At 61.1% G+C, this 22938-nt stretch carries 21 protein-coding genes, 1 pseudogene and 1 riboswitch; of the genes and pseudogenes, 9 read left to right on the forward strand and 13 right to left on the reverse strand.

Going from position 1 to position 22938, the window contains the following annotated elements:
• A partial coding sequence (locus ASB65_RS15615) for a class I SAM-dependent methyltransferase (protein WP_060724573.1) occupies positions 1-826 on the forward strand: 826 nt, incomplete at its 5' end.
• Between the two features lie 49 nt (positions 827-875).
• Here the strand turns inward: ASB65_RS15615 and ASB65_RS29230 are convergent.
• Positions 876-1055 (reverse strand): annotated as a pseudogene (locus ASB65_RS29230) (hypothetical protein); the annotation flags it as partial.
• Positions 1056-1233: 178 nt separating this feature from the next.
• Positions 1234-1343: riboswitch (guanidine-I (ykkC/yxkD leader) on the forward strand.
• A gap of 73 nt (positions 1344-1416) precedes the next feature.
• On the opposite strand from ASB65_RS29230, the gene ASB65_RS15620 reads away from it, so the two are divergent.
• The 7 genes from ASB65_RS15620 (at position 1417) to atzF (ending at position 11126) form a co-directional block, all read left to right on the forward strand.
• Positions 1417-2490 carry a putative urea ABC transporter substrate-binding protein gene (locus ASB65_RS15620; RefSeq protein ID WP_060724574.1) on the forward strand — a complete coding sequence of 358 codons (1074 nt, stop codon included), beginning with the start codon at positions 1417-1419 and terminating at the stop codon, positions 2488-2490.
• A 60-nt stretch (positions 2491-2550) separates the two neighbouring features.
• Entirely contained in the window at positions 2551-3369 is an 819-nt protein-coding gene (locus tag ASB65_RS15625) for an ABC transporter permease (RefSeq protein WP_060724575.1), read from the forward strand.
• Positions 3366-4112 (forward strand): ABC transporter ATP-binding protein, encoded by a 747-nt coding sequence (locus ASB65_RS15630; RefSeq protein WP_060724576.1) that lies wholly within the window; start codon positions 3366-3368, stop codon positions 4110-4112. Before ASB65_RS15625 ends, ASB65_RS15630 begins: the two co-directional genes overlap by 4 nt.
• Positions 4113-4276: 164 nt before the next feature.
• Positions 4277-5092, forward strand: coding sequence for an urea amidolyase associated protein UAAP1 (locus ASB65_RS15635; protein WP_080868764.1), 816 nt, complete (start codon positions 4277-4279; stop codon positions 5090-5092).
• A 16-nt stretch (positions 5093-5108) separates the two neighbouring features.
• The gene (locus ASB65_RS15640; RefSeq protein ID WP_060724578.1) at positions 5109-5759 is read left to right on the forward strand and encodes an urea amidolyase associated protein UAAP2; all 651 of its coding nucleotides are present in this window, start codon (positions 5109-5111) and stop codon (positions 5757-5759) included.
• Between the two features lie 4 nt (positions 5760-5763).
• Positions 5764-9300 carry an urea carboxylase gene (uca, locus tag ASB65_RS15645; protein ID WP_060724579.1) on the forward strand — a complete coding sequence of 1179 codons (3537 nt, stop codon included), beginning with the start codon at positions 5764-5766 and terminating at the stop codon, positions 9298-9300.
• Positions 9300-11126, forward strand: a complete 1827-nt coding sequence (gene atzF, locus ASB65_RS15650; RefSeq protein WP_060724580.1) for an allophanate hydrolase — start codon at positions 9300-9302, stop codon at positions 11124-11126. Before uca ends, atzF begins: the two co-directional genes overlap by 1 nt.
• 232 nt (positions 11127-11358) lie before the next feature.
• On the opposite strand, the gene ASB65_RS15655 is transcribed toward atzF, so the two are convergent.
• The 4 genes from ASB65_RS15655 to ASB65_RS15670 form a co-directional block, all read right to left on the reverse strand.
• Positions 11359-12147: a transporter substrate-binding domain-containing protein gene (locus ASB65_RS15655; protein ID WP_060724581.1), complete on the reverse strand. Its 789-nt coding sequence runs from the start codon at positions 12145-12147 to the stop codon at positions 11359-11361.
• A gap of 123 nt (positions 12148-12270) precedes the next feature.
• Positions 12271-12927, reverse strand: coding sequence for an amino acid ABC transporter permease (locus tag ASB65_RS15660; protein ID WP_060724582.1), 657 nt, complete (start codon positions 12925-12927; stop codon positions 12271-12273).
• A 5-nt stretch (positions 12928-12932) separates the two neighbouring features.
• Positions 12933-13736: an amino acid ABC transporter ATP-binding protein gene (locus ASB65_RS15665; protein WP_060724583.1), complete on the reverse strand. Its 804-nt coding sequence runs from the start codon at positions 13734-13736 to the stop codon at positions 12933-12935.
• A complete protein-coding gene (locus ASB65_RS15670; RefSeq protein WP_245301393.1) occupies positions 13733-14344 on the reverse strand; it encodes a DUF1989 domain-containing protein in 612 nt (203 codons plus the stop codon). The genes ASB65_RS15665 and ASB65_RS15670 overlap by 4 nt, the downstream gene beginning before the upstream one ends.
• Positions 14345-14771: 427 nt before the next feature.
• On the opposite strand from ASB65_RS15670, the gene ASB65_RS15675 reads away from it, so the two are divergent.
• Positions 14772-15950, forward strand: coding sequence for a M24 family metallopeptidase (locus tag ASB65_RS15675; protein ID WP_060724613.1), 1179 nt, complete (start codon positions 14772-14774; stop codon positions 15948-15950).
• A gap of 79 nt (positions 15951-16029) precedes the next feature.
• Here ASB65_RS15675 and ASB65_RS15680 read toward each other — a convergent pair whose 3' ends face one another.
• From ASB65_RS15680 to pxpB, 8 genes are all read right to left on the reverse strand, one after another.
• Complete coding sequence (locus ASB65_RS15680; RefSeq protein WP_060724585.1) at positions 16030-16443, reverse strand: VOC family protein; 414 nt, start codon at positions 16441-16443, stop codon at positions 16030-16032.
• A gap of 47 nt (positions 16444-16490) precedes the next feature.
• Entirely contained in the window at positions 16491-17657 is a 1167-nt protein-coding gene (locus ASB65_RS15685) for a M24 family metallopeptidase (RefSeq protein ID WP_139786539.1), read from the reverse strand.
• 100 nt (positions 17658-17757) lie between these two features.
• A complete protein-coding gene (locus ASB65_RS15690) occupies positions 17758-18396 on the reverse strand; it encodes a GntR family transcriptional regulator (RefSeq protein ID WP_060724587.1) in 639 nt (212 codons plus the stop codon).
• A gap of 12 nt (positions 18397-18408) precedes the next feature.
• Positions 18409-19650, reverse strand: coding sequence for a Zn-dependent hydrolase (locus tag ASB65_RS15695; RefSeq protein ID WP_060724588.1), 1242 nt, complete (start codon positions 19648-19650; stop codon positions 18409-18411).
• On the reverse strand, positions 19647-20594 hold the full coding sequence (locus tag ASB65_RS15700) for an NAD(P)-dependent oxidoreductase (protein WP_060724589.1): 948 nt from the start codon (positions 20592-20594) through the stop codon (positions 19647-19649). Before ASB65_RS15700 ends, ASB65_RS15695 begins: the two co-directional genes overlap by 4 nt.
• Entirely contained in the window at positions 20591-21235 is a 645-nt protein-coding gene (locus ASB65_RS15705) for a GntR family transcriptional regulator (RefSeq protein WP_060724590.1), read from the reverse strand. The genes ASB65_RS15700 and ASB65_RS15705 overlap by 4 nt, the downstream gene beginning before the upstream one ends.
• Positions 21232-22203, reverse strand: a complete 972-nt coding sequence (locus ASB65_RS15710) for a biotin-dependent carboxyltransferase family protein (RefSeq protein ID WP_060724591.1) — start codon at positions 22201-22203, stop codon at positions 21232-21234. Before ASB65_RS15710 ends, ASB65_RS15705 begins: the two co-directional genes overlap by 4 nt.
• Entirely contained in the window at positions 22200-22925 is a 726-nt protein-coding gene (gene pxpB / locus ASB65_RS15715; protein WP_060724592.1) for a 5-oxoprolinase subunit PxpB, read from the reverse strand. The genes ASB65_RS15710 and pxpB overlap by 4 nt, the downstream gene beginning before the upstream one ends.
• Positions 22926-22938: the final 13 nt, after the last annotated feature.

The following is a 22938-nucleotide window of genomic DNA, read 5'->3' on the forward strand; positions in this document are numbered from 1 at the left end:
CGGAGAGCGCTGGGTTGCTTACCAGGCACGGCTTGATACCATGATGGCGGTGTTTGGCCAGGCCGCGATCGAAGCTGCTGCGCCAGTCACGGGCGAACGCGTATTGGACATCGGCTGTGGCGCGGGGGCGACTAGTTTGGAACTGGCCGTTCGCGTTGGTGCAGGAGGCCATGTGCTCGGCGTGGACATATCCGAGCCGCTGATCGAGAGAGCGCGCAGGCTAGCGCCGCAGGATACGCCGGCCATATTCCAGTTGGCTGACGCCAGCAGCACCGAATGGCCTGAGGGTACGTTCGACATCCTGTTCTCCCGCTTTGGCGTGATGTTCTTTGAGGATCCTGCAGCAGCGTTCGCTCATATGCGGTGTGCGCTCAAGCCGGGCGCGCGGGTCGCTTTCGTCTGCTGGCGCAGCATGGCCGAGAATGATTGGGTGCGCCTGCCGATGGGTGCGATCAAGGGCATCCTCCCGCCGATGGCTCCCCCCCATCCCGAAGCGCCCGGCGCGTTCTCGTTTGGCGACCAGGAGCGTGTGGAGCGCATCCTGACGAAGGCAGGGTTCACCGATATCGCTATCGAGCCTTTCGATGCTTCAGTCTCGTTTGGCGAGGGCGCGACACGGGACGCGGCGCTCGACGACGCAGTGAACATGACACTTGAGGTCGGCCCACTGGCGCGCGCACTTGCTGATCAGACCGACGATATTCGCGCCCGCGCCTCGGCTGCGGTTCGTGCCGCCTTCGCGGGGTGCCCCGGTGAGCGATCGGTGATGATCAACGGCGCGGCGTGGATCGTCACCGCGCGCAACCCGCAAACTGACAGGGATTAACCGCGGGCAGCGTGCTTTGGAGGCTTGATCCGGAACCACACCGTAGCTGGGTGGCAACCTTTGTTTCCGGCTGCCTTTGTAGCCAGTCCTCAACTTTCGCCACTGCGGCCGTAGTGCTTTCGATGCTCGTGCCTTCAGGCACGCGAACTTCGACGAGAACCTCAGGCCGATCCGACGTCGGGAAGAACTGCTGATTTACACCTCCCATCCCGACAACCGAGACAGCCATCGGGGACGGAATGGCCTGACGAAAGCCACGAAACGGCGGCTGGCCGAAGCTGCGCCTAAAAAATAAGCTTGGAAGCCCATCGGCAAGAACACAAATCAGGCACTATTCTTCGCATTTTTACGAAATCGCGCGTCAGAGTCCGGAATCCAATCTGGCACGCGGTTTGCTTCGTTAATTCCGAGTTGGCCGCTAGGGTTCCGGTGCAGGTTTGCATGACTGGTCCGAGAGCAGCCACTGTGCGAGGAGAAATCTCGCACGGATGCACGGCGGGACAAAAGCCCGGGAGACCTCGTTAGCCAAGGGATTGGCGGCGTTGGTCTATGCCGATCCCTTTTTGAGAACAAGCAAAAGGGGAATACCAATGCAGACTTTCAAAACGATCATTTCCATTTCCGTACTGGGGGGCCTTCTTGCGCTCCCGCTCGTTTCGACAGCGGATGCTGCGTCAAAAAAGGATTTCAAGGTCGCCTGGTCGATCTATGTCGGCTGGATGCCCTGGGGTTATGCCGCCGACCATGGCATCGTGAAGAAATGGGCAGACAAATACGGCATCAATATCGAGGTCACGCAGTTCAACGATTATGTGGAATCGATGAACCAGTATACGGCAGGCGCCTATGACGCCGTGACGCTGACCAATATGGACGGCCTGTCCATTCCCGCTGCCGGCGGCGTCGATACAACCGCCGTCATCGTCGGTGACTTCTCCAACGGAAACGATGCCGTCATCCTCAAGGACAAAAAAGACCTTACCGAGATCAAGGGCCAGAACATCAATCTCGTGGAGTTCTCCGTGTCGCATTATCTGCTTGCACGGGCGCTCGAAACCATCGGCTCATCCGAACGCGATGTGAAAGTCGTCAATACGTCCGACGCGGACATGGTCGCCGCTTACCAGACACCGGAGGTTTCCGCTGTCGTGACGTGGAATCCGCTGGTTTCGACCATTCTCCAGAATTCCTCGGCCAACAAGGTCTTCGACAGTTCCAAAGTCCCCGGCGAGATCATCGATCTGATGGTCGCCCATACCGATGTGCTGACGGATAATCCCGATTTCGGCAAGGCGCTCGCGGGCATCTGGTACGATACGATGAAGGTGATGACCGCCGAAAGCGCGGAAGGCAAAACTGCGCGCGAGGCGATGGGTAAGGCATCCGGCACGGATCTTGCCGGTTTCGAAGCCCAGATGGCGGCCACCAAACTGTTCGACAAGCCCCAGGATGCACTCGCCTTCACGGCTTCGCCGGACCTGCCGAAGACCATGGACCGGGTGCGGCATTTCCTGTTCGACAAGAGCCTGCTTGGCAACGGCGCCTCATCGGCGGACGCGATCGGCATCGCGTTCCCGGATGGGGCCGTCCGCGGTGACGCGTCCAACGTCAAGTTCCGCTTCACGACGGACTACATGGCCGAAGCAGCCAAGGGAATGCTCTGAGGAGCAGCACCACCGCGCCCCGGCCCGGTCTTCCACCCTGCCATCACCCCGGAGTTTCCCATGCGCTGGATCAATTCGCGTCCTTCGAACGGCGCCCGACTTGGACTTGCCGTCCTGCCCTTTGCGGCCGTGCTGATCGCTTACACAGTCGGCTCCGCGGCACGGCTTGCCGAAAACGCCAATGACAAGCTTCTGCCGGGCTTTGCCGGCCTTGCCGACGCCATCAACCGGTTGGCCGTCATCCCAGATGCCCGCACGGGTGATATTCTTCTATGGTCGGATACGGCCGCAAGCCTCGTCCGCCTGTTTTCGGGATTGGGAATAGCCACAGCGATGGCATTGGCCATCGGCATGCTGATCGGCATGCTGCCTTACGCCCGATCACTGCTTTCGCCCTTCGTCGGCGCCATTTCCATGGTGCCGCCGCTGGCGCTTTTGCCCATCCTTTTCATTCTGCTTGGCCTTGGCGAAATTTCCAAGATCGCTCTCATCGTCATCGGTGTAGCGCCCGTGATGATCCGCGATCTGGCGCTGAGGGCCATCGAACTGCCGCGCGAACAGATCATCAAAGCCGAGACACTCGGGGCAAACTCATGGCAGATCGCGCTGCGCGTGGTGTTGCCGCAGGTCTTGCCGCGGCTCATCACCTGTCTGCGTCTCCAACTCGGACCCGCCTGGCTTTTCCTGATCGCGGCGGAAGCGATTTCGTCGGATGCGGGGCTCGGTTATCGCATCTTCCTCGTTCGCCGCTATCTCGCGATGGATGTGATTTTTCCCTATGTCATCTGGATCACGCTTATCGCCGTGCTGACCGACTGGCTGCTGGAGCGGCTGCGCCTTGCCCTATTTCCCTGGTCGGCAACGGAGAACAAGGCATGAGCACGCTGACCATCAACAATGTCTGGAAGGAATATGGTGATCAGATCGTGCTGGAGAATATTTCGCTCGACATCGAATCCCGCGCTTTCGTTGCGCTTGTCGGTCCGTCCGGCTGCGGCAAGACCACTTTCCTGCGCATGATCCTTGGCCAGGAGCGGCCGAGCCGCGGCACGATCCTGCTCGACGGCAAACCGCTGCCGGGCGAACCGGGACCGGACCGTGGTGTTGTGTTCCAGAAATATTCGGTGTTTCCGCATCTGACCGTGCTCGGTAACGTCCTGATCGGCAAGGAACTTGCCGCCTCACCCGTCAGCGGCAGGCTGTTCGGCGCCGCCCGCCGGACCGCGATCGACGAGGCCCGCACCATGATCGCCGATGTCGGCCTTTCAGGGTCGGAAGACAAATATCCTGCCCAGCTTTCCGGCGGCATGCAGCAGCGTTTGGCGCTTGCCCAGACGCTGCTGATGCGCCCGAAAGTCCTGCTGCTCGATGAACCTTTCGGGGCACTCGACCCCGGCATTCGCGCCGAAATCCATCAGTTGATGAAACGGCTGTGGAACGAAGCGCAGATGACGGTGGTGATGGTGACGCATGACATGCGTGAGGCCTTCACGCTTGCCACCCGTGTCATCGCTTTCGAGCGCCCACGGGACCGCCCGGAGGAAAAACTGCGCTATGGCGCAACGGTCACCCGCGACATTTCAATCTGGCCGCCGCGCCGGGCCGGCGGCGTCGCCGCCTGAAACGATATGCATCAGGGCCAAGCCCTGATGTCGACTGCGCAGTTGCGGATAGAGGGGCGGCTCAAAACCCCCTGCCGGAATTGCTTCCGACGGCCCGCCGGGACGACCCGGCAAACAAGGGCAGACACCGGGACGACCCGAACTCAACCGCCATGGAGCACCTTATGCACCAAAGACGTTCGCCCGAAGAAATCGCCGCCAACCGCGCCCGTTATGAAGATCACCAGAAAAAGGGGCTGGAATTCGCACCCAAGGCGCTGCCCGGCTTCAGCCTCCTGCCCGAACCCGCGCTCAACGAAACGAAAATCCTTAACCGCGAAATCATTCCCGGCGGCTGGTACTGGACGACCAGGCTGCGCAGGGAAGAGGTGCTGCGCATCAGCCTGAGCCACGGCTTCTCCTCGATTGCGCTCATCGCCTGGAATGCCGCCGACACCTCGGAACGCATCAATCTGCCCGACACGATCAAGGTGCAGTGGACGACGGGACTTTCCAAAGGCCGCGTCATCTTTTCCGACATGGGGCGTGTGATGTTTTCGATTACCGAGGACAGTTCCGGCGCGCATGATTGCCTTGTCGGCGGCTCGAACGCGCAGAGCAACGCCCGTTATGAGGGCGCACATGTGCGCGATACGCGCGATAATTTCATCAAGCTGGCGATGAAGCTCGGCCTCGACCGCCGTGACATTCCTGCCGCGCTGACGCTTTTCGCACCTGTGCGTGTTGATGCCGAAGGCCGGTTTTTCTGGAACCCGGCCCTGCTCAACGGCGGGGACTATGTTGAGCTGCGTGCGGAAATGGACATGCTCGTCGGTTTTTCCAATTGCCCGCATCCGCTGGATCCCAACCCGGCCTATGCGCCGAACCCGGTGACGGTCACCCGCCTTGCGGCCGCTCCGGTCGCCGCCGACGACCTTTGCCGGACCGCCACCGCCGAGGCCGTGCGTGGTTTCGAGAACAACGCGCTTTCCAACCTTTGAGCCGGGAGAAACGAACATGACCGATTTCATTGAAACCGTTTCGTCGCGCACATGCGAAAATGCAGCACAAGACCACTACGTTCCGGCTGAAAAACCCTTCTCCACCTTCATCCGCAAGGGCGCCACGGTTCGGATCGAAGACACTTACGGCCAGCAGGCCATCGATACGCTGTTTTACAACGCTCGAGACTTTTCCGAACGTTACTCCAGTCAGGATACGGTGCGGGCGCAGGGCGTGGCCTATATTTCGACCGGCACGAAAATCATGTCGAGTGAGGGCCGTGCGATGCTGACAGTGACCGCCGACAGCTGCGGCCGTCACGATACCTCCGCCGGCGCCTGCTCCTGCGAAAGCAACACGGTGCGTTTCGGCCATGGAACGAAATATCTTCATGCCTGCCGGGACAATTTCGTCGCCGAGGTCGCGAAATACGGCATGGGTAAACGCGATGTCGTTTCCAATATCAACCTCTTCATGAACGTGCCTATCTCGCCCAATGGCGGCATGACGATCGTTGATGGCATTTCGGCGCCCGGCGACTACGTCGAACTGGTGGCCGAGATGGATGTGCTGCTGGTCATCTCCAACTGCCCGCAGATCAACAATCCCTGCAATGGTTTCGATCCGACGCCGATCCGGGTGCTCGTTTGGAACGAGGAGGATTGAGCCGTTGTTCAAGAAAGTCCTCATCGCCAATCGTGGCGAAATCGCCGTCCGCATCATCAGGACACTCCGGGACATGGGTATTGCCTCGGTCGCGGTCTATTCCGACGCCGACCGCTTTACGAAAGCCGCGCTCACGGCGGATGAAGCCATACGCATCGGACCGGCGCCCTCCGCAGAAAGTTATCTCGATGTCGAAGCGGTGATTGCCGCCTGCAAAAAGACGGGGGCGGAAGCGGTCCATCCTGGTTACGGCTTTCTTTCCGAAAATATCGGCTTTGCCGAAAGGCTGGCGGCCGAAGGCATCGTCTTCATCGGCCCGACACCGGAAAACATCGCCGATTTCGGCCTGAAGCACACCGCCCGGGAACTGGCGCAGAGAAGCGACGTGCCTCTGCTTCCGGGATCCGGCCTGCTTGGCTCGGTCAAAGAGGCGCTCGCCGCGGCGGAAACCGTCGGTTATCCGGTCATGCTGAAATCCACCGCCGGCGGGGGCGGCATCGGCATGCAGCTCTGCGCCGATGACGCCGCGCTGGAAGCGGCTTTTGAAAGCGTGCAGCGTACGGCGAAAGCAAGCTTTGGCGACGCCCGCGTCTATCTGGAACGGTTCGTGGCCAAGGCCCGTCATGTCGAGGTGCAGATATTCGGCGACGGCAAGGGACGGGTGATCGCGCTTGGCGAACGCGACTGCTCGCTTCAGCGCCGCAACCAGAAGGTCATCGAGGAGACACCCGCCCCCGGGCTTTCCGATGAGGTTCGGTCGCGCCTGCACGCGGCGGCCGTCTCGCTCGGAAAACAGGTGAGTTATCGCTCCGCCGGCACCGTCGAGTTCATTTACGATCCGGCCCGCGAGGAATTCTATTTCCTGGAGGTCAATACGAGGCTGCAGGTGGAGCATCCCGTGACCGAAGCCGTCTTCGGCATCGATCTGGTCGAATGGATGATCCGTCAGGCCGCCGGTGAGGATGTCCTGACCGGTGCCGAGCACCTGATACCGAAGGGAGCGGCCATCGAGGCGCGTGTTTATGCGGAAATGCCGCATGCCGATTTTCGCCCGAGCGCCGGTCTTCTGACCGAGGTGGTCTTTCCCGAAGATGCCCGGATCGACGGCTGGATAGAGACCGGCACGGAGGTAACGCCTTTTTATGATCCCATGCTTGCCAAGATCATTGTCACGGGCGCGGATCGCAAGGCAGCGATCGCCAGTCTCGGTTCTGCCCTGTCGCACACCGCGATTTCAGGCATCGAGACCAACCTAGACTATCTCAAGGCGATTGCCGGCTCCGACCTTTTCCGAACCGGCAATGTCGCGACCACGGCGCTGAAGGATTTCTCCTTCGTGCCTGCCGTGGTCGAGGTTATTGCGCCCGGAGCGCAATCGAGCCTTCAGGAACTGCCTGGCCGTCTTGGCCTGTGGCATGTCGGTGTGCCGCCGAGCGGGCCTCTGGACGAACGGTCTTTCCGGCATGCGAACCGGCTGGTCGGCAATCATGACCATACGGCGGCGCTGGAAATCACCGTTTCCGGGCCGGTGCTCAGGTTCTTTGCGGATGTGACGGTGGCCCTTGCCGGCGCGGAAATGCCGATGACGTGCGACGGTGAACCCGTTCTGCATAATACCCCGATCACCATCAGGGCCGGGCAAACGCTTACCATCGGCCAGATCGGCGGCGCGGGGCAGCGGGCCTATCTGGCGGTGGCCGGCGGTTTTGATGCGCCGGTCGTGTTCGGCTCGCGCGCCACTTTCGGGCTTGGCCAGTTCGGCGGCAACGCCACCGGCACTTTGCGCGCCGGCCAGGTCCTCCGCCTCGCCCGCGCGCCTCAGGCCGATATGAAAGCCGCCTCGGAACCTGCCGACCTGACCCGCGAATGGTCGATGGGCGTGCTCTATGGCCCCCATGGCGCACCGGATTTCTTCCTTGAGGACGATATCGAGACCCTGTTTGCGACCGAATATGAGGTGCATTTCAATTCTGCCCGCACGGGTATACGCCTCATCGGCCCTGCGCCGAAATGGGCGCGCGAGGACGGCGGGGAAGCCGGACTTCACCCCTCGAACCTCCACGACAATGCCTATGCCATCGGCGCGATAGATTTTACGGGCGATATGCCGATCATTCTCGGGCCGGACGGCCCGTCCCTCGGCGGCTTCGTTTGCCCGGCGGTGATTGCCGCGGATGAGCAATGGAAGATGGGACAGTTCAAACCGGGCGACAAAATCCGCTTTCATCCAGTTGCGCGGGCGGAAGATCCCATCGCTGGTCCCATCGTCAAACGTATTGGGGAGAATGCCGGCTCCCCCATTCTCGGCCGTCTTGATGACGGCGAGGTTCCCGTCGTTTATCGCCGGCCGGGCGATGGCACCCTTCTGGTCGAATATGGGCCGATGCAGCTCGATGTCAGCCTGCGCCTGCGCAGCCATCTTTTGATGCAGGCGGTGCGGGAAGCCGGCGTCCCCGGCCTCATAGACCTGACGCCCGGCATCCGTTCGCTACAGATTCACTATGATGGATCGCATGTGACGCGTGGCCGGTTGCTCGGTCTTCTTTCCGAGATCGAAAGCGGCATGCCTCCCGTTCACTCGGTAAAGGTGCCGAGCCGCACCGTTTGGCTGCCGCTGTCCTGGGACGATCCGGATGCGGCGCTGGCGATGCGCAAATATCAGGAGCTGGTACGCCCCAATGCGCCCTGGTGCCCCTCGAATATTGAATTCATCCGCCGCATCAACGGTCTGGACGACGAGCGGGCGGTGAAAGACAAAATCTTCGACGCCTCCTATCTCGTCATGGGGCTTGGCGATGTCTATCTCGGCGCCCCGGTTGCCACTCCTCTCGACCCGCGCCATCGCCTTGTCACGACAAAATATAATCCGGCACGCACGTGGACGCCGGAAAACGCCGTCGGCATCGGCGGCGCCTATATGTGCATCTACGGTATGGAGGGACCGGGCGGCTATCAGCTGTTCGGGCGCACCATCCAGATGTGGAATACGTGGCGCCAAACCCCGGTCTTCGGCAAGGACAAACCCTGGCTGCTCGATTTCTTCGATCAAGTCCGTTTCTTTCCCGTCAGCCACGGCGAATTGACCGAAGCCCGCGCCGCCTTTCCCCATGGGGGTTATCCCGTCCGTATCGAAGAGGGCGAGTTTTCCTATGCGGATTACGAGGCGGAGCTTCAGAAGAATGCCGCCGCAATCGGCGCATTCAAGACGGGCCAGCAGGCCGCCTTCGAGGCGGAACGCCAACGCTGGAAAGATCAGGGGCTCGACAGTTTCGTTGTCGATGAAGGCATCGGTCCCGGCCTCGGGGGCGATATTCCCGATGGCTGCTTCGGCATTGAAAGTGCCGTGCCGGGCAATGTCTGGAAAGTGCTGGTGGAAAAAGGGCAGAAGGTGGCGGCCGGAGAAACGCTCGCCATCATCGAATCCATGAAGATGGAAATCACCGTCAACGCGCACGCCGCGGGCAAGGTGCGCGATCTCCGCGCCGGGCCGGGCCGCAATGTCAGGGCCGGCGATGTGCTGGTCGTTCTGGAGACCATTTAATGTTGCCGATCATTCTCGATATCGCGTCGCTGAAAGATGCCTATGCAAAGGGGCTGAGCCCGCTCGATCTCGTCGAGGAGATAATTCTTCGCATCGAGGCGTCGGACGATCCGGCGATCTTCATAACGAAGACGCCGGACGAGGATCTGCGCGCCGCCGCCCGCGACCTCCTGGCACGTGCCCCCAAGGCCAACAGCCTGCCGCTGTGGGGCGTGCCTTTTGCCGTCAAGGACAACATCGACGTGGCCGACCTGCCGACGACGGCCGCCTGCCCGGCCTTTGCCTACCGGCCGCAACAGGATGCGACCGTCATCGCCCGGCTGAAGGCCGCAGGTGCAATCGTCACAGGCAAGACCAATCTCGACCAGTTCGCCACCGGGCTGAACGGCACGCGCTCGCCTCACGGCGCTCCGCGCTCCGTCTTCGACAAGTCTTATGTTTCGGGAGGCTCGTCTTCCGGCTCCGCCGTGGCGGTGGCGTCTGGCCTTGCCAGTTTCGCGCTCGGCCCGGATACGGCCGGTTCCGGCCGCGTGCCCGCCGCCTTCAACAATATTGTCGGTATCAAGCCCACGCCCGGACTGGTGCCGAACGTCGGCGTCGTACCCGCATGCCGCTCGGTGGATGTCGTGACCGTTTTTTCCGCCACGGTAGGCGACGGCGTGGAGGTGCGCAGGGTCATGGACGGTTATGACCCCGGCGATCCATTCTCGCGCAGGGCAAAGCCGGCCGCCCTGCCGGCTGCCGGGCTGCGCATTGGTGTGCTTGAGCCCGGGGAACGCGAATTTTTCGGCAATGCCGCTTTCGAGGCGCTTTATGACGCAGCTGTCGAAAAAGCGAAAATGCTCGGCGCAGACATCGTCTACTTCGACTATGCGCCGTTCCGTCAGGCCGCCGAGCTGCTCTATAACGGTCCGTGGGTGGCCGAGCGTCTGGCGGCGGTGAAGCATTTCCTTGGGACCAATACCGACGATTTCGATCCCACCGTAAGGGCAATCATCGAGGGGGCAAGGCGATACGATGCCGTCGACGCCTTCGAGGGACTATACGGGCTTGAGGCGCTTCGCCAGAAGGCATCAGCGGAATGGGCGAAAGCCGACGTGTTGATGCTGCCGACATCGCCGACCACCTACACGGTGGAGGAGATGCGCGCAGATCCGATCGCGAAGAACGGCCATTTCGGGCGATATACCAATTTCGCCAATCTGTTCGGCTATGCGGCCATCGCTATTCCCGCGGGCTTCGATGCCGCGGATCATTTGCCGGCGGGTGTCACCCTGTTCGGTCCGGCCTTTTCCGACGATGCGCTGGCGCCATTTGCCGATATGCTGCACCGCGCATTGCAGCCCGGCATGGGCAAGGACCGCAAGGCTGCCCTGCCGGAAGCTTCGAAAGTGGCGGATACCGATGACGGGCTGGTGCCGATTGTCGTTGTCGGCGCCCATCTCACCGGCATGCCGCTCAATCACGAACTCACAGGCCCCGGCGGCCGGCTGATGAAATCCTGCCGCACGACCGGCGACTACCGGCTATTCGTCTTGCCGAATACCGTTCCACCGAAACCCGGCCTGCTGCGGGAGCCCGGCTTTGAAGGCGCGGGTCTGGAGGTGGAGGTCTGGAAGGTGACGCCCGAAGCCTTCGGACGTTTCGTGCAGAACATCCCCGCCCCGCTCGGCATCGGCAAGGTGACGCTGGACGACGGGTCACAAATCTCCGGCTTCCTGTGCGAACCCTATGCGCTCAAGGGTGCTTTGGAAGTGACAGGCCTTGGCGGTTGGCGCGCCTATATCCGATCGATCAAACAAGAGGAAAGGAAAAGCCATGCGTGACATTTTTTCAAGATATCTGGGCATCCTCCGGCGAGGAATGATGATGCTTTTGACTGCGAGAGCCGGAATGTATTGGGGCCGAGGAGGTCGAAACGGCTAAGTGCCGTTTCATCGCAATCGCCGTTCCGGGCATCGGAGACGCCACATCGAACAGGCGACACTGCCTTCGCCTGTTCGACCCTGAACGTTCCTCGCCCCGGCAAACCGGGAAGCGGTCTTAGCGACCGGGCGCTTATTCGAGGCTCTTGATCGGGTCTTTCGGCGCCGGATCGAAGCCCACGAGCTCGACGGTCAGTTTCGTATAGGTGCCGTCGGCCACGATGTCGGCGAGCGCCTTGTTCACCGCCTTCACCAGCTCGGGCTTGCCCTTCTTGATGGCGAAACCTTTCTGGACGTGGCTGACGAAATCCGGCGTCATTTCGAGGGGAAGGCCGGAATTCTTGATCGCCCATGCACCGGCGATCGCATCGGTAATGGTCGCGTCGATATTGCCGTTGACGAGGTCCTGCATCGCGTCCGATTCAGCCTTGTATCCTTTGACGACCGCACCCTTTTCCTCGGCGATTTTTGCGAAGGTGGAAGAGACGAGCGCACCGACGGTCTTGCCTTTTAGATCAGCGGCACTTTTGATGGCCGAGCCTTTCTGGACGACGATGCGACCGCCCGATTCCAACCAGCCATTGGCAAAGGTAACGCGCTTCTGCCGCTCTTCGGTTATATCCATCGAAGCGCTGATGATATCGTACTGGTCCGCCTGAAGGCCGACCAGCAGGGAGTCCCATTTGATCAGGACCGGCGTGTAGGTGAGGTCGAGGCGCTTTGCCACTTCCTTCATCACACGAATTTCCAGACCGTCGAGCGTTCCATCCGGGGCACGCATGCTGAAGGGCGAAAAGGTTCCTTCCGTTGCGACCTGCAGCTTCCCGGGCTCCAGCAATTCAAGTTCTGCGGCAAAGACCGGAGCGTTGGGGATGGTCGCAGCGAGCGCCGCGACGGCAAATGCGATAGATTTGAATTTCATGACTCGTTCCCTTATTGATTTTTTGCATTTTCCTGTTCGTCGGGAGGCATTGGCGTCACCCGCAGTCGATCCTGCGGATCGCTCCGCCGGATATTTCAGGTATTGCTGAGAACCGTCGGGGCCTCAGCTTGAAAGGGCATAACGGCGTTCCAGCAAGGCTGCGAGCTGTGTCAGCACCGTCGTAAGCAGGAGATAGATGACGGCCACGGCGATGTAGAACTCGAAAGGCCTGAATGTTGCGGCAATCAGCGTCTGGGCATAAAGCGTCAGCTCCACGACGGTGATCGTCGATAGCAGCGATGTATTCTTCAACGTCGAAATGGCTTCATTCGTGACTGAAGGCAGGATGATGCGGAATACCTGCGGCAGGACAATGCTGCGCATGGTTTCCGCCGGGCTGAACCCCAGCGCCAGAGCCGATTCCGTTTGCCCGCGCGGGATGGCGGACAGGCCTCCCCGGATGATTTCCGCGACATAGGCGCCGCTATTAACGCCGAGCGCCAGCACGCCGGCGGTGAAGGGCGAGAGCTTCACGCCGAATTGCGGCAGGCCGAAATAGATGATGAAGACCTGGATCAGGGTTGGCGTGCCCCGAACGAACCAGACGTAGAAGGCGGAGGCGGCACGCACCGCGCGCCACGGCGAACGATGGCTGAGCGCCGCAAGCAGGCCGCAGCCCCAGCTGACGATAATGGTCAGGATCGTCAACCAGAACACCGTCCAGGCAGCCAGCAGAAAGCCCGGACCGTAAAGCTGCACTTCGTCGATAAAATTCGCCATCGTCGTCACGCTCCCCCGGCGCCATCTGCTGCGCCGCTGGGGGCAAGCTGGTCATGCAAAATGCGGTGAAGAAATTGCCGCAGGCGATCGCTCTGCGGGTTGCGAAGAATGTCGGGCGCGCCGGTTTCAGCGATGACGCCCTTGTCGAAAAAGAGCACACGCGATGAAACGTCGCGCGCAAAGGCAATTTCATGGGTCACCAGCAGCATGGTCATGCCGTCCGCGGCCAGGGAAGCCATCAGCACCAGCACCTCATGGACAAGTTCGGGATCGAGCGCGGAGGTCACCTCGTCGAAAAGCATCAGGCGCGGTTTCATGGCGAGCGCCCGGGCGATGGCGACGCGCTGCTGCTGGCCGCCGGACAGGCGTGCCGGATAGCTGTGGCGTTTCTCATAAAGGCCGATGCGGGAAAGCAGGGCCTCCGCCTCTTCGACAGCCTGGCTTTTGGGTCGTTTCAGCAGCCGGACCGGAGCATGGATGACATTTTCCAGAACCGTCATATGCGGCCAGAGATTGTAACTCTGAAACACCATGCCGACGCGGGCGCGCAGGGCCTGCAGCTGCGAGGGCGTCGGGAAAAATCGCGATTCCGGTCGGAAATCGAAAGACAGGTTGTCGAATTCGAGATAGCCCGACTGGGGCATTTCGAGACCGTTTATCGAACGCAGGAAGGTGCTCTTGCCCGAACCGCTCGCGCCGATGATGGATACCACCTCACCCGGTTCGACACTGAGCGAAACGCCTTTCAGAACCTCGTTTTCCCCGAAGCTCTTGTGGATATCCCGCAGGTTCAAAACCGGTCCGGTCATGGGGTCGTCTCCTTGTATTCATCGACGATCTGCACCGCGACATCCCTCGGCGTGCGGTCCACACCGTTGATCTCCGTAATGTCCTGGGGACAGGCGGACAGCACGAGCAGCAGATCCATCTCGGCCCTCAGCGCCACATGGTCACCCGCCGCGGATGCCGGCGGGCGACGGTCGAGACCGCCATCGGCGTTCACCGCCACATTCATGAAAAGGTTGAGAGACGCCGGCGTCTGGGCGGCGACAATACCCTTCTCCGCCAGCGCCTCATGGAAATTTCCGGAACAGCTGCGATGAAAACCCTCGAATCCCAGTTGCCGGTAAAGATCCGCATTGCATGGGCAGAGCAGCGTATCATGCCGCAGGGCGGCACTGTCGCTCACCAGCGTCATCATGGGTCTTCTGCGGTTGCTGAAGACACCCATGCCGCGCTCAATGAAAATATTACCGTTAACCGAGCGCGTATGATCCATCGAGCTCATCTCAGATGGATCGGCTGCCGCAACAGCCCACGCATCCACGACCTGGTTTCCGTGGGAATTCGTAACGATGGCCACCTCGCCGGCCAGCATGCGATAGGCTGCGCCATGACCGGCCAATAAATTCTGCACATTTTCAGTCATCGGACACCGTTGGAAGGAATGCTGAAACCGGCGAGACGGCGGTAAGCAGGCGATAGACCCGGATCGACACCGCTCGGTCGAAACAATTTATATTCAGTATACCAACGGAATTCAATAAAGATTTTCAACTATTTATAGCAAATATATTAGGCTAAACAGCCACAAATCGAGCAGTAAGATGCACAAGATTGCATCATTTATGCGTCCCGCACCATTCGCTTGCACTGCCATCGATTGCGGGATACGTTTGGTGTACCTAAAAATTCGACCGAGCGGTCTTCCGGTTGAAATCCGCAAATGCGAGCTTCCGGAAGGATTGGCATTGATGGAATGCTGTCCGAGTTTGCCGAAGGTCCCGGTGGATCGGCGCGCGAAGACCGCCCGGCCAAACAGCAGATTGAATGGAGTGGAACGCGTGATCCGGTATTTTGCAATCGAGGAATATCAAAGCCGCTGGCAGCGGGTTTTGCGCGAAATGCAGCGCCGTGGCTATGAAACTGCGGTGGTCTTCGGCCGCGGCGGCGGAACCACTGACAATTGCGGCGACATACTCTATCTTTCCAACCACTACGCCATCAGCGGCGGCATGGATTCCCTGATATGGACCGCACGGTCCTTTTCCGGGATCATTCTACAGCAGGGTCAAGAGCCGCAGCTTCATATCGATGAGCCGGAAGTGCGCACCGATCTCGTCTCTATCCGCGATACGCATTGTTCCAGCCATCCTTTCCGAAGCGTGGCGAAAGCCCTGGTCGAAAGGGGCATCAAAGGGCGTGTCGCAATAATCGGCACGCAGTTCATCCCCGTCAAATATTACCAGCAATTGCTTCAGGACGCTCCAGACATTGAGTGGGTAGCCGAGGACGATCTGATCCGCTCCGTCCGGCGCATCAAAAGCCTGAAGGAACTGGAGTGCTATCGCGTTGCCGGCGAAGGCGCGACGGCCGGCCTGAACAGGTTGATGGAAGGCCTGACTGGCGGCCTTTCCGAGCAGGAAGCGGCGGGAGAGGCGGCCCGTGAAGTGGTGCGGCGCGGCGGCCGGCTGCAGATGATCGGCTGCAACCATGGCGAAACGCTTGGTTTCGACCAGCGTTTTCCCCTGACCGGCTATAGCGCGGACACACCAAAGACCGGCGACATCGTTACGGGCACCATCCATGCGGCATTTTTTCAGGGCTATTATCTCGACCCCGGCCGCACCGGCATATGCGGCAAACCGACAGCGGACCAGCAACGGCTGATCGAAGCTGCGGCCAACATCGTTCATCGTCTTTCCGACATGATGCGGCCGGGCGTGAAGCTCATCGATATTGCCGCTGAAGGCGACCGTCTGACGCAGGCCTTCGGAGGCTCGGTATCCGCCATCATGAAGAACTTCCCGTTTTATGGCCACAGCATCGGTCTCGGCTTCGAACAGCCGAGAATTTCAACCAGCATGTCGCAGCCTGAAGATATGGCCGAGGAAAACATGGTGTTCGGTATCGAATCCTTCCTTTCGCTCGACGGTGTCGGCGCGGCTTTTTATGAGGATATCATCATCGTCGGGCGCGACGGCAACGAGCTTCTGACCCGTTCGCCCAGCCACTGGTGGTAATTTTCCCGCAAGCGACGGTCGGCATGCGGCTACAGAGTTCATCGGGGGCGGCCATCAGCCGCCGCCCTTGTCTTTTATTTTAGTGGGCGAAAACGCCGTCGAAATCCTTAAAGCCCTTCACCTCGATCGGATTGCCGCTCGGATCGAAGAAGAACATGGTGCGCTGCTCCCCCGGCTCGCCTTCAAAGCGGATGACCGGCGGAATATCGAAGGCCACACCGGCATCTTCCAGACGCTTCGAAAGCGCGAACCAGTCATCGAGAGGCAGTACGACACCGAGATGCGGCATCATCACCATGTGATTGCCGACCTTGCCGGTCCGGGTAACCTCGAACGGCTTGCCCAGATGCATCGAAATCTGGTGGCCGAAAAAGTCGAAATCCACCCAGCTATCGGTGGAACGGCCCTCCTCGCACCCGAGAACGCCGCCATAGAAGCGACGCGTTTCGTCAAGGTCGGTGACGTGATAGGCAAGGTGAAAAAGTGAACGCATTTCAGACTCCTTTCAATTTTTAAAGGGAAATGGCCGCTATCGGGCCATCAGCGGATGGTCAGGTCACGCGGCAGGCTGGAGAGAGGTTCCGCCCCCGTCTCTGTCACGATGACTGTTTCGGATGCGCCAACCGTCCACACGCCATAGCTGCGCAGGGTGGCTGGCAGGTGGAACACCATGCCGGGTTCGATTATCCTGTCGACGCCGGTAAACAGGCTCAACAGCGCGCCTTCGCCCCAGTCCGGCGCAAAAGCGGTTCCCATGGAATAACCGATGCGTTTGCGGAAGGCGGCATTGTAACCTGCCGCGTCGATCACACGTTGCGCGGCCTCATGGGGTTCGGCACATGAAACACCGGGCCGAATGGCGGCCAGCGCCGCATCGAGGGCTTTCAACGCGCAATCCATCATTCGCCGGGCTTCGGCGGGCGGAGAACCGATCCACACGGTACGCATCAGCGCGGCGTGATAGCGCGCATGGCAGGCGGCGAGTTCCAGAAAAACCGCATCGCCATTCTCAAGCTTGCGGCGTCGCCAGGTCATGTGGGGCAAACCGCTGCGCGGCCCGGAAGATACGAGCGGCTCCATGGCCATGACCTCCGAGCCCGCCCTTGTGGCGGCATCCAGTATGGCGGCGGCTATCGCGTTTTCGTCGGTTCCGGCGGCGCAGGCGGCGATGCCGGCCGAAAGCCCCGCCTCGGTATAACCCGCCGCCAGCCGAATGGCCTCCAGCTCGGCTGCGGACTTTATCGTCCGCAGCGGCGAGAGAATGGAGGAACCGTCCGGGATGGACGCAACACCCATCTGCTCCGCGATTTTTGCGGCAAGTACCGGAGAAACAAACCAGCCGTCCAGTTCTATGGCCGGCCGCTCGATATGCCGCTTTTTCAAGAGGTCGCCCAAGGCGACCGCCGGGTTTGCGCCATCCTGATAGGCGACGACGTCGTCCAGCCAGGTATTGGCGATGGATCCTGCCAGTTCAAGCTGCCGGACGAGAAGCGTCGGCGGTCCATTCACCGGCATGATCAACGCCTGGAAAGCGAAATATCCGGCCGTCTGCCGCCCGGTCAGCCAGTAGATGTTTTCAGGACCGGTGACGACGAGCGCTTCATGACCCGCATTGCGGATGGCGGTGCGCGCACGATCTTGCCTCGCGGCGAACTCCTCCCCGGGGAAAGAGGCGTCACACCCCTGCAAATCGGCGAATTCCTGCATGAAACTGTCCATATCGTCGTGCTCGGCTTTTGCATGAGAAGCTGGCAAAAGCGTCTCAAGACCGGAATGAAGAAAGAAAAAACGCTGGCGGGTGCCGGTTTCAGGGGCGGCTCAACCATCCCAGAAAACGGCTTTTCACGCTTTCGAAATGCGCCTCCATGGCGGCGGAAGCCTTCTGCGGATCCTGCGCTTCAATGGCGTCGATAACCGCAATATGTTCGCGCGCCTGCTCGGCAAAACGGTCATGCGTGCGGGTGATTGTGCAGCGTCGGGCGATACTGCGCATTTCGGTCAGCATGGCAGGCAAAAGCTCAAGCCCGGCGGCGGCGGCCACGGCCTCGTGAAACTGGTCGTCGTCCAGCCAGAACTGATCGAAGGCCACGTTCCTGCCATCCGCATAAGCCTGCATGATTTGCCGCGAATGTTCGAGCGCCTCGGGAAAGGGGCGATCAGCGGCGCGGGCCGCAGCAGCGCTCTCCAGCAAGCGCCGTATCTGCACGATTTCCAGCAACTGCTCCACCGTGACGGGCCGAACCATCAATGCGCCATTGGCGAGCCGCGAAATCACGCCCTCTTTTTCAAGCCGGGAGACTGCCGCCCTGAGCGGCGTGCGGGAAATGCCGGATTCGAGCGCCAGGGCTCTCTCCGTCAGAACGTCACCGGCTTTGAACTTCCCCTCCAGAATGCGTTGTTTGACATCCGTATAGGCCTGCTGGGTCAAAGTTTCCTTTTCGCTCATGCTCTCTCCCCTTTACCGAGCCGACCAGGTCTGTTGCAGAATATCAACGGCATGCGCCAGATCGGCCGGATCCATGGCCTCATCCGGGTTATGGCTGCCGTTCCAGTTCCGAAGAAAGACCATCACCGATTCCCATCCCGCCTGGGCAAATGCCGCGGCATCATGCCCGCCGCCCGATAACATCTGCCGGGGCGAGATGCCGGTTCGCTCGGCCGCAGCGGCTATCTGCCGGCCGAGGGCGGAGGACAGACGGGTGGGCTTGCTGCGGGACTGAACGCCGGTGACGACGCGCACGCCCCTTCGTTTTTCGATCTTCTCGATTTCCTGTCGGAAAATGCTATCCGCCCGGTCCAGCACCGCATCATCGGCGCTGCGGATATCGATGCAGAAATCCACCCGGCCCGGAACCTTGGCGAAAGCATGTTCACTGCTTGCCGCATCCACCCGGCCGAAGGTAACGGCAAGATCGTTCCCTTCCGCCAGAATTCCTTCCCAGGCCCTGTCCATGGCGACGATGAGATCCGCAAGGGCAAAAACGGCATCCGAGCGGGCATCACGCGGCGCGCCGCCCGAATGGGCCCAGACCCCTTCAATCCGCGCTTCACGGTAACGCAGGCCGCCGCGCACGCCATCAACGACGCCGAAAGCCTCGCCGGCATTGTCAAGCACCGGCCCCTGCTCGATATGCAATTCCACGAAGCGCGCCGGCGGCAGTCCCGGCCCGCGCAGGACGGCGTCCGGGTCGCCCCCGAGTTCCTTCATGTGCTCGGCGAGTGTTCTGCCGCTGTCGGCGCGGCGCGCCTGCATTTCCGGCGCCGTGAGCCGGCCAAGCGCCGCGCGCGACCCGATATAGGAGACTGGAAACCAGACGCTTTCCTCCGCTCTCGTCACCGTCACGACAATATCTGCCGGCGGCGCCTGCCCGCTTTTCACAAATGCGGTGACGAGTGCCATGGCGCCCACCACACCTGCCGTGCCATCATAGGCGCCGCCCATTGGTACGGTATCGAGATGCGAGCCGATATAAAGCGGCGTGGCCTGCCGGTCTCTGCCGGGCAGCCGGGCAAAAAGGTTCAGCGCGGCATCTTGCGTAACAGTGAGGCCAAGGGCTTCACATTCTTCGGCAATCACCTGATGCGCTTTGCTTTCCAGCGCACTGTAGGAAGGCCGGGTAAAACCGGGGCCTTCCGCTGAAATGGCATTGATGCGGTCCAGCAGACGGTTGACCGTCTCTGCGATCACGGTTTGCGTCATACCATCATCTCCTGCGGCGCATTGAGCGCGGTGACCGGGCGTTCGCCCGCAAGCGCCGTCAAGACATGCCTTGCAGAGCCAAGAGCCACGCGGCGAAGCGCTTCCAGCGTCGTGCCACCAAGATGCGGTGTGAAAATCACCCGGCCGCCAGCGGCCAGAGGTCCGGTCGGCGCGCCAGGCGAATAAACATCCAGCCCGGCTGCGGCTATGCGGCCGGTGTCGATGGCGCGGGCAAGGGCAGCCTCATCCACCAGTCCCGCCCGTGCCGTGTTGATAAGTATCGCGCCCGGTTTCACCGCTGAAATGGCCTGCTCTCCGAACAGGCCGCGTGTTTCCGCACGGAGCGGCGTATGCAGGGAAATCAGATCGGCCTGCCTCAGCCCGTCTTCAAGATTGTCAGCCCGTTCGAAGCCATCGAGATCGGCCACCCGCGGCGAATGGACCAGCACCCGCATATCCAGAGCGGCCTTCAGCATCCGGCCGAGCCCGGCACCGGTCGCTCCCCAGCCGACGATAAGGGCGGTCTTGCCGGACACTTCGGAAAAACTCTCCGTCTCGCGAAAGCCACGGACCCCGGCTCTTTCGCTGCGGTCGGCAGCAGGAATACGTCTTGCGGCGGCTAAAGCCAGACCGAGCGCCAGCTCGGAAACCGAGCGGGCATTGGCGCCGGGGGTGTTGCAGACCAGAACGCCCTTCGCCGTCGCCGCTTCCTTGTCGACAGCGTCATGGCCCGTGCCGTGAACGGCGATGACCCGCAGTCTGTCGCCCGCCTCGATGGCCGATGCAGACAGGCCCGCATCGCGCGTGATGACGGCGTCGCAACCCTTGATCATTGCGGCCACGGTCGCCATGTCCGGTTTTGGACACAAAACCGGTTCAACCCCCGCCTCGCGCAGAAGGGCGAGGCCGTCGGCATGAATAGGCTGGACAATAAGGCATTTCATGCGTCCCTGTTCCTTTCGGGAAATTGTTCCAGTTTTTCAAGAATGGCGTCGCGGGCGTGAACGATATGGCGGGCCATGAGCGCGCCTGCCCGTTCCCCGTCGCCGGCGCGCAGGGCGGCAATCATCTCCAGATGTTCGTCGCAGCTTTTCAGAAAACGATCCGGCACCTGGGCATGATCGAACATGCAGGTACGGCGGCGCAAATCCTCGATCGTGCTCACCATCATCTCGCTGCCTGTGGAAAGCGCGAGCGTCCGGTGGAAAGCATCGTCCACGCGGCGCTGCTCATCGTCCTCGCCGGGGCCATGCTGTTGCAAATGCCGTATCCGGGCTTCCAGCTCGCCAAGCTCCGGCCGGGCCATCGCCGCCTGTCTGGCGCAATGAGTCTCCAGCACCTGACGAAGGAAGAAAATCTCCTCGACCTCCTCCGCCTTCAGCCGGCGAATTTTGAGAAACCGTCCTTCCTGCGTGGCGAGACCCTCGGCCTCGATCCGCTTGATCGCCTCACGCACGGGCGTCCGGGACATGTCCAGCAGATCACCCAGTTTCGCTTCCTGCAAAGCGTCACCCGGCGTCAGCGCACCGGACAGGATCATTTCGATGATCTTCCCGTAAGCCTGCTTGGCGAGTGGCTGATTCATGATGGCATACCTCCTGAAACATCGTTCGTTTCCGACTTTTCTACCAGATTTGCCAGGCGTTCGCGCAAGGCCGCGCGCTCCGCAATCAGAAGCTCTTCGGCTTTTTCCCGTGAAATGGCCGCGAAAGAGACATGTCGGCCGCTCGGAACCTGGGCAAGCCGGGGCAGATCGACGGTGGCGACCGTTGCGATTTTCGGATAGCCGCCTGTCGTCTGGCGCTCCGCCATCAGCACGATGGGCCGTCCCGACGCCGGGACCTGTATCGATCCCGCGCAGGTTCCGTCGGAGACGATATCGTGCCCGCCTTCGGCATGAACGGCGTGTCCGTCCAGCATCTGCGCCATGCGATCCCGGGCGGGCGAAACGATGAAGGAGGCTTTCAGGAAAGCCCGCTGGGTTTCGGCAGAGAAATAGTCGTCCTGTGGGCCGGGAACAATGCGGACGGGACCACCGGACCGCCGCCAGAGTTGCCGGAGCGCCAGATTGGCGCCGGGATTATCCCGGCCGAGCAGCAGGCGGTCACCCGCCTGCAAACGACGTCCTTCGTAACCGCCGAGACCCGTTCGCACATGGGTGGCACGCGAACCGAGCACAGGTACGGTATCCACGCCGCCGGAGACGGCGAGATAGCCCCAGACGCAATCGCGCAGGGCGCCGATCGAAAGCACATCATCGGGCAAAAGAGTATAGCTCTCCCAGGGCGACAGCTTTCGTTTGCCGAGGCGGATATCGACGGCGCCTCCGGTCACGGCGATGCGTGCCGGCCGCAAAACGGAAAAGCTGCCCCCGGTGCCGCCAAATTCTATTGCCGCGCTGTTTTCGACATTGCCGACCAGCGCGTTCGCAATTCGGAAAGAAGGCATATCCATGGGGCCTGAACCGGAAACGCCGGCATGGCTCAATCCCCTGCGGCCGAGATCCTGAACAGTGGCCATCGGCCCTATCTGCTGGATGACGAGAAAACTCATGAAAGCTGCGCCTCCATGACGGGCTGGCCGGCGGCGACCGCCCGGTCGAGCTCTGCGGCCTCGTCTTCGCTCACCGGCCAAAAACGGACCCGGTCTCCGGCCTGCAACAGAAACGGCTGCGGGCGATGCGGGTCGAAAAGCCGAAGCGGCGTGCGGCCGATGAAACGCCATCCGCTCGGCCCCGGCACGGAATTGATGCTTGCCTGCTTGCCGCCAATTCCAATCGCACTTGCCTCGATCCGCTGGCGCGGCGTGGCAAGACGCGGCGTATGCAATTTTTCGGGCAGGCCGCCGAGATAGGCAAAACCCGGCGCGAAACCGATCATATAGACACGATATTCAGCGGATGCGTGCAGGTCTATCAGGGCGGCAGGCGTCATTTCCTTCATGTCCGCCAGTTCCTGCAGGTCAAGCCCGACCGATCCGCCATAAACCACAGGAACATCGAAGCGTCTGGCCGGAACGCTGTTCACCGTCAACGTCATCAGGCGCCGGTGCAACTCCCGGTCAAGCGCATGGCCGCGAATGACGGACGGATCATAGATGACCATGAGGGACCGGTAGGTCGGCACCAGCTCCTCGACGCCTTCCACAGGCGTTGCAGAGAGATCTGCCGTAAGTGCGATGATGCGCTCGCTCACCGTTTCATCGATGGTATCGGCGAGTTCAACGGACAGGGCGCTGTCACCACAAGCAAGAATGCGCGGAAATTTGCCGCCCATCGATTACACTCCC

Source organism: Agrobacterium tumefaciens str. B6 (assembly GCF_001541315.1).
Lineage (GTDB): Bacteria > Pseudomonadota > Alphaproteobacteria > Rhizobiales > Rhizobiaceae > Agrobacterium > Agrobacterium radiobacter.